Genomic DNA, 13,174 nt, shown 5'->3' on the forward strand with positions numbered 1-13,174 from the left:
GTGGCTTAACCTGGCTAAATCATCAATAGAGTTTTTTCTGGGGCGGGCCGGAGAACTTCAGTTCGCCGACGCTGGGCATATCCACCTCGACCAGGGCCGGCCCGGCATAATTCACCGCCTCGGCCAGCACCGCGGCGAAGTCATCGCCGTGACTGACCTTCCAGCGCTTGATGCCCATGGCATCGGCCAACTGCTGGAAGTCCGGGGTATGCAACTCGTTGTAGTACTGGCGCCCTTCGAAATACTTCTCCTGGATGCCACGCATCACCCCGTAGCCGCCGTCGTTCATCACCACCAGCACCATGTCCAGGTTCTCCTGGGCCATCGTCGCCAGCTCGCCGACGCCCAGCGCCAGGCCACCATCGCCGACCAGGGTGACCACCTTGCGCTCGGGCTGGGCCACGGCACAGCCGATGCCGTGGGCCAGGCCCAGGCCGATGGCCCCGGCCAGGGAGTGGATATTGGTCAGCGGACGCTGGATGGGCAGCAGGCGGCTGCCCCAGGTGCTGCCGGAGACGGTGATATCGCGCACGAAGATGCCGTCCTCGGGCAGGGCGGCGCGTACCGCATCGCTGAGCTTGGCGTACTCGCCCACCTGGGTGCGCAGGGCCTGCTCGGCCTGCTGCACCGCCTCGGCCACGGCGGCGTCATAGGCGGCATCCGGCTCGCGGCCCTCGAGGCGCTCGGCCAGGCGCGTCAGCACATCGCCGCAGTCGCCGCACAGGAAGGCGTCGGCCCGGTAGTTGCGGTGGGCGGCGGCGGGATCGATATCGATCTGCACCAGGGGCCGCGGCAGCTCGACGGAGTAGGTCTTGGTCTCGTTGCTGCGCAGCCTGGAGCCTGCCACCAGCATCAGGTCGCTCTCGGCGAACAGCGCCTCCACCGAGGCGGCATTATGGAAGGCGCGCAGGCTGCGCGGATGGTTGTCGGGCAACACGCCCCGGGCATGGGTGCTGGAGACCACCGGGATACCGGCATCCGCCAGACGCCTGACGGCGTCCCCGGCCTCCAGGGTGCCACCGCCGATCCACAGCAGCGGGCGCTTGGCCGCCTTGAGGCGCTCGGCCAGGGCGTCGATCTCGGCGTCGCTCACCGGGGCCGGGGTGGCCGGCGCCACTGGTGCCGTCTCCAGCCACTCGACCGGGCTGGCCTGGATATCGATGGGGATCTCCAGGCTCACCGGGCCCCGCGGCAGGGTCATCGCCTCGCGGATGGCGCGGTGCAGCAGGGGCACCGCCTGCTCTGGGGTGCAGACCCGATAGGCAGCCTTGGAGCTGGCCTTGAGGAAGGTCAGCTGATCCTTGGTCTCGTGGATAAAGCCGGCGTCCCGGTCCAGGTAATCCTTCTCCACCTGGCCGGTGATATGCAGCAGCGGGGTACCGGCGTTGAGGGCCTCGAGCAGGGCGCCGATGGCGTTGCCGGCGCCGGCGCCGGTGCTGGTCAGGGCCACGCCCAGGCTGCCCACCCGGGTATGGGCGTCGGCCATGGTCACCGAGCCCGCCTCGCCGCGGGCCGGCACGAAGCGGACCTTGTCGCGGCGGCCGATGGCGTCGGCGATCGGCAGGTTATGGATGGAGATCACGCCATAGACGGCGGAGACCGCATAGGCTTCGAGGGTACGGGCGATCGCTTCGCCGACGGTGATAGTGCTCATGGTGACTTCCTTTATTGTGGTTGCCGGCGCGGCGTCAGTTGGCCCAGCCCATGGGGGCGGTGCCGAGTCCCAGGTAGAGGCTCTTCTGCTGCATATAGGCCTGGATGCCCTGGCGCCCTTTCTCGCGCCCCAGGCCGCTCTCCTTGAAGCCGCCGAAGGGGGTCGAGATGGCGAACTTCTTGTAGGTGTTGATCCACACCGTGCCCGCCTCCAGCCGCGCGGCCAGGCGCAGGGCGCGGCGGTAGTCGGCGGTCCAGATGCCGGCGGCCAGGCCGAAGACGTTGTCGTTGGCCAGCCCCACCAGTTCGTCCTCGTCGTCATAGGGCAGCGCCACCAGCACCGGACCGAAGATCTCCTCCTGGCAGGCGGCGCTGTCGTGGGCCAGCCCCGCGATGATGGTCGGCAGGTAGTAACTGCCATCGGCCAGCTCGGGGGCATCCGGTGCTTTTCCGCCGCACAATACCCGGCCGCCCTCGGCGCGGGCCTGGTCGACGTAGGCGGCCACGCTATCGCGATGGGCCGGGCTGATCAGCGGTCCCAGGTGGGTGCCCGGGGTCTCGGGGTGACCGATGCGCAGGCCCCGGGTGATCTCCAGCAGCCGATTCATCACCTCGTCGTAGCGACGACGCGGGATAAAGAGGCGCGAACCGGCGATGCAGGCCTGGCCGGCGGAGCTGAAGATGCCGTAGGCGATGCCCTGGGCGGCCTCCTCCAGGTCGGCGTCCTCGCAGACGATGGTCGGCGACTTGCCGCCCAGCTCCAGGGAGGTACCGATCAGCTTATCGGCGGCGATATGCGCCAGGTGGCGGCCGGTGCTGGTACCGCCGGTGAAGGAGATCTTGCGCACCTTGGGGTGGCGCACGATGGCCTCGCCGATCACCCGACCGCGACCCGGCAGCACGCTGAGCAGCCCCTTGGGCAGGCCAGCCTCCTCGAACAGCTCGGCCAGCTTGAGGGCCAGCAGCGGCGTCGCCTCGGCGGGCTTGACCACCACCGCATTGCCGGCGGCGAGCGCCGGGGCGATCTTCTGCATCTCGCTGGCGATGGGCGAGTTCCAGGGAGTGATGGCGGCGATCACCCCCAGCGGCTCGTAGGTGCTCAGGGTCATCAGCTCACCGCTGCGCGGGGTGGGCAGCTCGCCCTCCAGGGTCTCGCAGGCGGCGGCGAAATAGCGGGCGGTGCCGGCGGCACTGGCCACCAGGGCGCGGGTCTCGGCCAGGGGCTTGCCATTGTCGCGGGTCTGCAGGGCGGCCAGCTCCTCGAGACGCGACTCGATCAACTGGCTCACCCGGTAGAGGATGCTGGCGCGCTGGTGGGGCACCAGGTCGCGCCACTCGGGGCGACGCCAGGCGGCGTCGGCGGCCTCGATGGCCTCGGCCACGTCCTCGAGGCTGGCGGCGTGGAGCCGGGCGGTCACGGAGCCATCGGCGGGGAAGACCGAGGCCATGGGGTCGCCGCGGCCCTGGCGCCATTCGCCGGCGATAAAGATCGGTTGCGTCATGGGAGTGCTCCTTTCGCTCACACCGTCACCGGGTCCAGCACCTGGCGACAGGCGCGGACCACCGACAGGGCGGCGAGCATCGAGGTCTTGGGGTTGCTCTCCAGGGGCCGGCCATTGAGCTCGATACGGAACTCGCCGAAGCGTCCCTGGGCATGGATGCGATGGGTATTGCGGCTCGCCGCCGGGTCGGCGGTGAGGCGCACGGTGGTGGCCTGCATGCCGATACCGGCCAGGGCGATGGTGGCCGCCACATTGGCGTTGGCCGGGAAGAGGCGCGCGGCCTCGCCGGCGGTGCCCTCGTAGAAGACCGTCGCCTCGGTCAGGGCATCCAGGTCCACCAGTTGCTCGGCATGACTACCCTTCCAGCTCTTGGGGGCCTTGCAGGCCTCGTAGGTGACGCTGTCGAGGCCGCCCTCCCGGGCCGCGGCCAGGCCATCCATGCCGGCCACGGCGCCGGAGAGCACCAGCATGCGCCCGTCGCCGCGTTCGGCGGCCTGGCGCAGGCGGCCATAGAGCCCCTCGTCGGCCAGGGCGCCGGTGGCCACGATAGCCAGGGTCAGGCCCCGGGAGAGCACCGCCTCGCCATGCTCGGCCAGGCCCGGCTGGCCGGCGCACTCAACGACCAGGTCGGGGCGGGCCTGACAGTCGTCGACGCGACTCAGCACCTCGACGCCATCGCCCAGCAGCTCGCGGGTAGCGGCGACCTGGGCCTCGGGCACCACCACCCAGGCGAGCGTCAGCCCGGCCGGCAGCAGCCGGTGCACTTCCCGGGCCATGGCCCCGTAACCGATAATCATCAAACGCTTGGTCGTCATGGGGAGGGAATCCTCGGCTTAAAGGTGGTGGTTAAAGCCACCGGAGACGTCCAGGGCGGCGCCGGTGGTAAAGGAGGCCAGGGGCGAGGCCAGGAACACCAGAGCGCGGGCCGGCTCCTCGGGGCGCCCCAGGCGCTTCATGGGGATGCCGCGTTTGGTGGCGATGCCGGCGATCCACTGCTCCCAGCTCAACGACGGGTCGTCGCGGGCCTCGAAGCGGCGCCGCCACTGGCCCGACTCCACCATGCCCAGCAGGATGGAGTTGACGCGGATGCCCTCGTCGATCAGCTCGTGGGCGAGCGAATGGGTCAGGTTGAGCAGCGCCGCCCGGGCCGCCGAGGTGGCGATCATGTGTGGCTCCGGCTGCAGCGCCAGCAGGGAGTTGACGCAGGTCAGGGAGCCGATCTCGGAGGCCGCCAGCTGGCCGCGGAAGGCGTTCAGCGGGTTGATCACCCCGAACAGCTTGAGGTTGGCCTCGGAGAGCCAGGCCTCCTTCGGCGTGTCGTCGTAGTGGGCCACATAGCCCTGGCCGGCGTTGGCGATCAGCATATCGGCGCCGCCGAAGCGCTCGGCCACCGCGGCGGCGAAATCGGCGCAGGAGGCCTCGTCCAGCACATCGCAGGCCTGGCTCAGCAGTTCGGCCTCGGGGTAGGCCGCGCGCAGCTCGGCCTCGGCGGCGGCGAGGCGCTCGCGATTGCGGCCACAGAAGGCCACCCGGGCACCCTGGGCCAGCAGCAGGCGCACCGCCTCCAGGCCGATGCCGGAGGAACCGCCGGTGACCACGGCGACGCGTCGTTCGATCAGGAAACTCATGGGACTCTCCTAGGAAATCTCGGGGGCGGCCGCCGCGCCGAGCAGCGGGCGAGCGAAGTCGTCGAGGGCGGCGGCGAAGGTCGCGGGGGCGTCGATATAACTGGCGTGGCCGGCCCGCGGGATATCCCGGTAGGGCAGCCCCAGGCGGCTGGCCAGGGCCCGGGCATCCTCCGGCGGGGTGATGCGATCCTCGTCGCCGCACACCACCAGGGTCGGCACCGCCGGCGTCGCCGCCAGGTAATCGCCCAGTTGATCATTGGCGAGCATCCAGCCGGCCTGGGCGAAGCCCGCCACCTGGAGCTTGCCCATCTCCGCCTCGACCCGGGCGATATCCGCCGGGTCGGCGCCCTCGCGCAGCAACCGCGGCGCCCGGGCCCTGGCATAGGCGCCATGGCCCTGGGCCTCGAGCTGGGTCCAGCGGCTGCGGTAGACCTCGTCGCGCTTGGCCGCATCGGCATCGCCGTAGCCCTGGGCCGGGTCCGCCAGCACCACCCCGGCCAACCGGTTCGGGTAGGCCGCCAGGGCGGCCCCGGCCATCATGGCTCCCAGGGAGTGGCCCACCAGCACGCAGCGCTCGATGCCGAGCCCGGCCAGCCAGGCCTCCAGGCGCTCGGCATAGTCGGCGGCGCTGGGCGCCTCCTTCGCCAGGGCCTGGCTGTCGCCATAGCCCGGGGCGTCCCAGGCCAGCAGGCGATAGCCGGGCAAGTGCGCGGCGAGCTTCGCCCAGGAACCGGCGCCGGAGCTGATGCCGTGCAGCAGCACCAGGGTCGGGGCCGGCTCGGGCCGCGCCTGCTCGCGATAGCACTGGGCTCCGCTGTCGAGGTTGAGGCGTTTGGCGTCCACGGTGGTCCTCCTCGGGTAGCCGATAGCGGGTTTAGTTGCGCTTGACCTTGGAGAGGGGGTGATCCTCCGGATAGGTGGGAATCTGCGGCTTGTTCGTCCCCAGCATCACGCACATCAGCGCCTCTTCCTCGCCGTGGTTGAACAGCCCCCGATAGATACGCGGCGGAATGGAGATGACGTCGCGCTCCTCGAGCACCGTCTCCATGGTGTCGTCGCCGTCCTTGAGGAAGAGGGTGATGGTGCCCTTGAGCACGAAGAAGACTTCCTCCACGTCGTCATGCACATGCAGCGGCCCTTCGCACTTGGACGGCAGCACCATGGTGGAGAAGGTGAAGTGCTCGGCGGGGATGGTATTGGTGTCCGCCTTGACGCCGGTGGCGCCGGTGCCGATATAACGCATCTGGGCACGGCGATACTTGGGATCGTAATCGGCCTGGAACTTCAGGGCGTTCCAGTCATACTTGCGTCCCTTGAAGCGAGCCACGCGGGTTTCCATCCACTCTTGGAAGGAGAGGTCGCCGGGCTTCTTCCAGGTTTCGAGCATCTCTGACATCGTCGTTTCCTCTTGTCGGTGTCCACGGAACGTTTCCGGGATATCGCGACCCCTGGGGGTCAACTAGTGACGACTCGGGTGTTGGCTCACCGCACTCTCGTGTTTTTCGAGACAAAGCTTCCCCGTGATCGCCGACAAAGCGGCAATCGACTTATTCAGTCATCGAAGTTCAACGTTTTCGAATAAGTGTGTCGGGGGTCCTTATTGCCTCGCTATCGAGTCGTACTCTTATAGTTCACTAGGTCTTGTTCGCCAGGGTCGTTTTTAATTTATATCGACTGAAATAATCTTCAGGCCTCGGCCTTCTTCTGGCGGCGGGTCTCGGCGTCGATGCCGCCCTCGATGGCCCACTCGGTAAAGGACTCCAACGAGTGCTGCATCTCCCGCGGCACCCAGGCCTCGGTGAGGTAATCCTCGTTGGTGTAGTACTCGAAGGCGCCGCCCAGGGGGCTGTTCACGTACCAGAAGTAGGCGGAGGAGATCGGGTGCCGGCCCGGGCCCAGGAAGGTGCTCCACTGCTTGCGGTTCATGGCCAGGCCACCGCCGATCACCTCATGGATATCGCGCACGGTGAAGGCCACGTGATTGAGGCCCCGGCCGCGATGCGGCAGCTTGAGCAGGAAGAGATTGTGGTGGCCGCCCCGGGCCTGCATGCGCAGGAAGACGGCGCGATCGGTGTAGCGGTCGGAGACGGCGAAACCCAGGGTGTCGCGGTAGAAGGCCTCGGTGGCCTCCAGGTCGTCGACGAAGAAGACCGCATGGCCGATGGAGGCCGGAGTGGCCCGCTCGTAGACCGGGCTGGGCGCGTCGACCCGGCGCATATCGCCCCACTGGTTGATCGGGGTCACCTCCAGCTGGACATCGCGCAGGCCGGTGACGCGGATGCGCACCGTCATGCCGTTGGGGTCGGTGCACTGGATGGCATCGCCCTGGTCGACATAGCCGGGCCGGTCGGCCAGGCGCGCCTTGAGGGCCTCCAGGGCCTCGCTGTCGGCCACCCCCCAGGTCATGCGACGCAGGGTGGAGCCCTCCTCGAAGGCGGCGGGCAGGCTGGGATGATCCACGCCGGCCACGCTGAGGCGGGCACCGTTGAGGGTCTCGAAGGCGTCCCGCCCCTGGGCGTCACTGCCCACGGCGCTCAGGCCGAAGTCTTCCAGGAACCGCTTGGCGACCTCTAGATCCTCGACGCCGAACTCCAACTCTTCGATACCCACGATGCTCATCGCTCTCTCCTGCGTCCTCGACGCGCTGGTTGTTTCGCTGGCCCGGTCGGCCGGACCGCTGAATATCGTCTAGTGTTCCTGCCCCAGGCCTCGTCCCGCGGCATCCCCCCGATGGCCCAACAGGCCGGAGATGGTCTCGGAGGCCTCGGCCACATGACCGCGCAGCCGCTCCCGTTCCTCGGCGGGAATCTCGTGCACCGGCACCATGATGCTGACCACCGCCTCGATCTCGCCGTCGGCGTTGTAGATCGGGTAGACGATGGAGGAGATACCGAACTGGAAATAGGACTCCGCCACCACATAGCCCCGCCGGCGATCCTCCTGGACCAGTTCCCACAGTGCCTCGCGGCTGTCCGGCGAGCCCGGCTTGGCATCCGGCAGTTCGTCATCCGGGTAGAGGGCCTCGAACTCCGCGCGACTCAGCCCGGTGAGCAGCATCCGTCCCAGGGAGGTGCGATGCACCGGCAATCGGGTGCCGACGCTGACCCGGCGTACCGTGGCGTTGGCGGCGCTGACCCGGGCCACGTAGATGACGTCCTGGCCGTCGCGGATGGCGATATGGCTGGAGCAGCCGGTGGCATCACGCAGCGACTCGATCACCGGCTGGCCCACCTGCACCACGTCCAGGGAGGCCACGTATTCGAAGCCCAGGCGCAGCACATTGACCCCCAGGGAGTAGTGACCCGTGGTCGGGTGACGGCGCAGGAAGCCCATGTACTCCAGGGTCTGGATGGCCCGGTAGGCGGTGGCCTTGGGGATATCCACCCGCTTGGCGATCTCGGCGAAGCTCATCTCGCGATGGCTGCGACTCAGCTCCATCAGGATCGTCAGGCCCCGCTCCAGGCCGGGGATCAGGTATTTGCGCTCGTCTTTATTGCTCATTTGGCGTGCTCTCCGTGGTTGGCCATTCGGGTACCAGCATACCCCTGCCTCTATCGCGCGGCATGTCTGCGCGCCTCGGTCGTCTGGCACCTCGAGTCGCTTCCGCGGCCATGGCCCCGGGAGAGTCGATCTCGTCCGGTGTCTCGGCTGGCCTCGCGGCCCGCCTCGGCAAATTTCAAATATGAAATACGATTTATTATTTGATACACCCAAGATAGGTGGTTATCGGGCCCTTGTCAAGGCTCGAACCCATGCAAAATGTCAAGCGTAATCCGCTGATTTATATAGTGATTCCCGACACCCTCGAGGGAAGTCGAGGGTGCGGCGGTCAGATTTGGGGAGAAAAAACGACGCGATGGAGGGATCAGGCGCGGGCCGTGGCCACCAGGCTGCGGTCGCGCAGGGCGATCAGGCGCTGGCTCAGCCGGGCCTGGAGGTCGAGGCGCACCGCCCGGCAAGCGGGGTCGCTCCAGCGGTTGGTGAGTTCGTGGGGGTCGGCCTCCAGGTCATAGAGCTCGCCCCCCGCCTCGCCCTCGAAGAGACTCAGCCGCCAGCGCTCGGTGACCAGGCTGATGATGCTCACGCGCGCCTCGCTGTCGCGGAACACCCGAATGCCCGGGTCCTCCACCAGCACGTCCGCCGCCGGTTCATGACCGAACAGGTCCTGGCCCTGCATGCCGATGGGTACCCGTAATCCGGCCCGCTGCAGCAGGGTCGGCGCCAGGTCGATGGCGCTGCCCAGGCGCCCGGAGACCTCACCCTCGCCCGGCCGCCGCGGGTCATGCCAGATCAGCGGCACCCGCAGCACGCTCTGGAAGTGCAGGCCCATCTTGAGCATGCTGCCGTGATCGCCCATGTAGTCGCCGTGATCCGAGGTGAAGGCCACCACGGTATCGTCGGCCAGGCCCTGCGCCCTCAGGGTGGCCAGCACCTCGCCCACGGCATCGTCCACCATGCTGATGCTGCCGTAGTTGAGGGCGATGATCTCCCGGGCCTGGCGCTCGCTCACCGCGAAGGGCCAGTGGCTCTCCGGGTCCTCGGCGCCCCAGCGGTAGGCCTCCAGGGCCGACCCGGGCAATCCCTCGATGGCCTCCACCGGGTGGTGGAAAGAGGCCGGCAGTTCCACCTCGTCCGGGTCATACATCGACCAGTAGCGGCCCGGCGGGGTGAAGGGGTGATGGGGGTCGGGAAAGGAGACCACCAGCACGAAGGGAGTCTCGGCGTCCTGCTCGGCGAGGAAGTCGCAGGCCTGCTCCTGGATATAACGAGTGGGATAGAGCGCCTCGGGCACGGCGGTACGCCAGCACTGGGGCGCCGTCACCGTCGACGCCAGGGCATGGTCGGGCCCGCGCAGCGCGGCCGGATCGGGGTGGCGCTCATTCAGCCAGGCGGTGTAATGACCGTCGACCAGGTCGCCATGGCCGATGCACAGCCGCACCCGCTCGAAACCGTAGTAGGGGCCGGGCAGCGTGAGGCCGGGCTGCCGTGCCCAGCGGCGGCGCACCTCCCAGCCGTAATCGGGGCCCTGGCGCTGGTCGCGCCGGCTCAGGACGAGTGCCGGCGTGTCCCCCTCCCCGCCCGGGACTCGCGGCGGGGCCGGAATATCGGTGACGTTCTGGAAATGCGCCTTGCCGATATAGCCGGTGCGGTAGCCCTCCCCGCGCAGCACCTCGGCGAAGGTCAGGCTATCGAGCCCCAGGGGAATGCCGTTCTGACGCACCCCATTCACCGAGGGCATCTGGCCGGTGACCAGGGCCGCCCGGTTGGGCTGGCAGATCGGCGTGGCCACGTGGAAGCGCGAAAAGCGCACCCCGGCCGCGGCCAGGGCATCGATATGCGGCGTCCTGACGGTGGGGTTGCCGTAGCAGCCCAGGTGATCGGCACGCTGCTGGTCGGTGATAAAGATCACGAAATTGGGGCGTCGCATGGCCTTGGACTCCTCTCGCCGGGATCAGCCGAACATCCAGCCGACGGGCACGGTGACGATCTGCGGGAAGGCGAAGATGATGGCGATGGCCAGGAAGTCACAGATCAGGAAGGGGATGGCGGCCTTGTAGATGCTGCCCATGGTGGTGCCCTGGGGTGCCACCGCCTTCATCACGAACAGGGCCGCGCCCAGCGGCGGCGAGGTGGAGCCGGTCTCGATGGCCAGCAGGAAGAGCACCGCGAACCAGATGGTATCGAAGCCCAGCTGCTCCACCACCGGCACGAAGATCGGCAGGGTAATCAGCATGATCGGCAGCGGCCCCATGAACATCCCCAGCAGCACCACGGTAAGCACCATGGCCAGCACGATCATATGGTCGTTCAGCGGCAGGGAGAGCACCGCGTCCATCATGCCGAAGGTGGTGCCGGTAAAGGCCAGCAACTGGCTGAAGGCCACCGCCCCGGCGACGATCAGCAGCACCATCACCGAGATATTGGCGCTCTCGAACATGGAGACCCGGAAATTCTCCACCGTCAGGCGGCGCTTGGCCAGGGCCAGCAAGATGGTGGCCACGGCGCCGGAGGCCGCCGCCTCGGTGGGCGTAGCCAGGCCGAGGAAGATCACCCCGACCACGGCGAAGACGATAAAGCCGATGGGCAGGATATTGCGGATGCCCGCCTCCACCTTGACCCTGAGCGGCGTGGCTTGCACCTCGAAGGTGGGCGCCAGGTCCGGCTGCAGGGTGCAACGCCCCCAGATGTAGAGGGCATAGAGCACCGCCATCAGCAGGCCCGGCAGGATGATGGCGATCAGCAGGCGGCCGATGGAGATCTCCGCCACCACCCCCAGCACCACCGCCAGGGCGCTGGGCGGAATCATGATGGCCAGGCCCGCGGAGCCGATGATCGGGCCCAGGGACATGGGCTTCTTGTAACCGCGGCGCTCCATCTCCGGTACCAGGCTGGAACCCAGCAGGGCGATGGCGCCCATGCTGTTGCCGGTGAGGGTGGAGAAGAGCACGCCGCCCCCCACCGCCATAAAGGCCAGGCGGCCCTTGAGCTTGCCGAACCACTTGTCGAGGGTGTCCATCAGGTCATTGGCGATACCGGAACGGAACATCACCTCGCCCATGATCATAAACATGGCGATGGGCACCAGGGTGAAACTGGTCAGGGCATCGGTGGTGTTGATCACCAGCTGCTCGATACCGGAGGTACCGCCCAGGAAGACGTAGGCGCCCACCAGGTTCACCGCCAGAAAGGCAAAGGCCACCGGCAGCCCCAGCATCATCAGTACCAGCAGGGCGCCGAGAATAAGCGATAGCGTTAGCCACCAATCCATAACATACCTCCACAGGGGGCCCGAGTCGGGTGAGCCGACGGGGTCAGCGCTTCAGACAGGCCACGGCCTGTGCCACGAACTGGATAGAGAGCAGCAACATGCCCAGGGGAAAGACCCAGGTGAGCAGATAGCTACGCGGCGCCAGCACGGTGGTCTCGCGGGAGCCGTACTGGAACTGGTCGAGGGTCACCGCCAGGCCATACCAGGCGGCATAGAGGCAGATGGCCGCCCCGAACAGGGCCACCAGGAACGCCAGCGGCATCTGCAGCCGCGGCGGCAGGTGCTCGGTGACGATATCGATGGCCACATGCCGATTCTTTTCCAGCAGGTAGGGCGCACCCAGGAAGGTCATGTAAAGCAGCGAATAGCCACTGAGCTCCACCACCCAGACCAGCGACTTGCCGAAGAAGAGTCGCGACAGGATCTCGCAGAAGACCGCCGCCGTGGCGGCCAGCAGAACAAAGGCACTGAAGCCTGCCAGGTAAAGGTTCAAACGGCTCACGCCCCGCATCAGGAGTGCCAGGGGAGAGGAACCACGAGAGAGTGACTGTTGCATATCGAGCCACCTGATATAGAGAAAGTCGGAGGCGCCCCGCCCAGGATGGGACGGGGCGCCCCGCCGGGGTGGATCACTCCACCAGCATGGAGCGCAGCTCCGCGGTCAGCTCGTCGTCGCCGACCTGCTCCTGCATATGCTCCCAGGCCGCGTCGATGGCGATCTGCAGATAGCGCTCGGCCTCTTCGCCTTCCAGGGCGATCTCCTCGAAACCGGCGGCCTCCACCTCGGCGTTACCGGCGGCGATCACGTCACCCCAGCTCTGGTCGAGTTCCGGCCCCAGGGTGTTGCGCACATAGTCCTGGAGCTCGCCGCGCAGTTCCTCGGGGAGCCGGTCCCAGGCCCGCTCGCTGACCAGGATGCTGAAGCCGGCGCGGTAGAAGGGCGGCGTGATGTAGTAGTTGACCACGTCCTCGTACTGCTCGGCCCAGCCCAGGTTGCCCTGCATAAAGCCGTCGATGGCACCCCGCTCCATGGCGGTATAGATCTCGCCGATGGGCAGCACCAGGCCGTTGGCCCCCAGCGCCTCGATAAAGGGCAGGCCGGTGGGGAAGACGCGGATACGCTTGCCGGCCAGGTCGTCGACGCCGTCGATACGATCCTGGAAGAAGAGGAAGAACTTGACGTCGGTGGCGGGGATCTCGCCCAGGTAGCGCAGGCCACGCTCGGCGTGGATCTCGGTCATGCGGTCGTAGTAGCCGCTCTCGAGGATCTCCTCGTAGTTCTTGAAGGAGAAGTTGGCGCTGCTCGAGGAGGGCACCAGGCCGGAGTAGTAGCTGGGGCTGATCAGCGCCATGTCGATGGAGTTGTTGCGCACCGCATCGGCCAGGCGGAAGGGCGGCATGACCTCGGGGCCACCGCGCCAGTTCAGCGCCAGCTCGCCCTCGAACTCCTCGTTCACCGCAGTCACGAAGCGTTCGAAGCCGGCGGAGACCGCCGCCGTCTTGGGCGTAAAGCTCACCACGTTGAGGCTCACCTCATCGGCGGCGGCGGTGAGGCTCAGGCCGGCCAGGGAGATACCGGCCACCAGGGACGTCAGGCTTGTTGTTTTCATCGCACTCTCTCT

The 13,174-nt window shown here is 67.6% G+C and carries 12 protein-coding genes; all 12 read right to left on the reverse strand.

The genetic code is table 11. The features are described from left to right. Nucleotides 1–22 precede the first annotated feature (22 nt). The gene (locus ACZ5EF_RS18835) at nt 23–1,654 is read right to left on the reverse strand and encodes a thiamine pyrophosphate-binding protein (RefSeq protein ID WP_346061034.1); all 1,632 of its coding nucleotides are present in this window, start codon (nt 1,652–1,654) and stop codon (nt 23–25) included. Nucleotides 1,655–1,688: 34 nt separating this feature from the next. Continuing rightward, entirely contained in the window at nt 1,689–3,155 is a 1,467-nt protein-coding gene (locus tag ACZ5EF_RS18840) for an aldehyde dehydrogenase (RefSeq protein WP_346061033.1), read from the reverse strand. Nucleotides 3,156–3,172: 17 nt separating this feature from the next. Continuing rightward, nucleotides 3,173–3,970 (reverse strand): aspartate dehydrogenase, encoded by a 798-nt coding sequence (locus ACZ5EF_RS18845; RefSeq protein WP_346061032.1) that lies wholly within the window; start codon nt 3,968–3,970, stop codon nt 3,173–3,175. 18 nt (nt 3,971–3,988) lie between these two features. After that, nucleotides 3,989–4,783, reverse strand: coding sequence for an SDR family oxidoreductase (locus ACZ5EF_RS18850; protein WP_346061031.1), 795 nt, complete (start codon nt 4,781–4,783; stop codon nt 3,989–3,991). Nucleotides 4,784–4,792: 9 nt separating this feature from the next. Next, nucleotides 4,793–5,626, reverse strand: coding sequence for an alpha/beta fold hydrolase (locus ACZ5EF_RS18855; protein ID WP_346061030.1), 834 nt, complete (start codon nt 5,624–5,626; stop codon nt 4,793–4,795). A 31-nt stretch (nt 5,627–5,657) separates the two neighbouring features. Next, nucleotides 5,658–6,179 carry a cupin domain-containing protein gene (locus tag ACZ5EF_RS18860; protein WP_346061029.1) on the reverse strand — a complete coding sequence of 174 codons (522 nt, stop codon included), beginning with the start codon at nt 6,177–6,179 and terminating at the stop codon, nt 5,658–5,660. Between the two features lie 290 nt (nt 6,180–6,469). After that, nucleotides 6,470–7,402: a VOC family protein gene (locus ACZ5EF_RS18865; RefSeq protein ID WP_346061028.1), complete on the reverse strand. Its 933-nt coding sequence runs from the start codon at nt 7,400–7,402 to the stop codon at nt 6,470–6,472. Between the two features lie 69 nt (nt 7,403–7,471). After that, nucleotides 7,472–8,284, reverse strand: coding sequence for an IclR family transcriptional regulator (locus ACZ5EF_RS18870; RefSeq protein WP_346061027.1), 813 nt, complete (start codon nt 8,282–8,284; stop codon nt 7,472–7,474). A 364-nt stretch (nt 8,285–8,648) separates the two neighbouring features. Beyond that, complete coding sequence (locus tag ACZ5EF_RS18875; protein ID WP_346061026.1) at nt 8,649–10,211, reverse strand: sulfatase family protein; 1,563 nt, start codon at nt 10,209–10,211, stop codon at nt 8,649–8,651. Nucleotides 10,212–10,235: 24 nt separating this feature from the next. Next, complete coding sequence (locus ACZ5EF_RS18880) at nt 10,236–11,552, reverse strand: TRAP transporter large permease (RefSeq protein WP_346061025.1); 1,317 nt, start codon at nt 11,550–11,552, stop codon at nt 10,236–10,238. A 43-nt stretch (nt 11,553–11,595) separates the two neighbouring features. Next, entirely contained in the window at nt 11,596–12,108 is a 513-nt protein-coding gene (locus ACZ5EF_RS18885) for a TRAP transporter small permease (RefSeq protein ID WP_346061024.1), read from the reverse strand. A gap of 73 nt (nt 12,109–12,181) precedes the next feature. Then, nucleotides 12,182–13,162, reverse strand: a complete 981-nt coding sequence (gene dctP, locus ACZ5EF_RS18890) for a TRAP transporter substrate-binding protein DctP (RefSeq protein ID WP_346061023.1) — start codon at nt 13,160–13,162, stop codon at nt 12,182–12,184. Between the last annotated feature and the right edge of the window lie 12 nt (nt 13,163–13,174).

The sequence above is a fragment of the Bisbaumannia salifodinae genome (assembly GCF_055388505.1).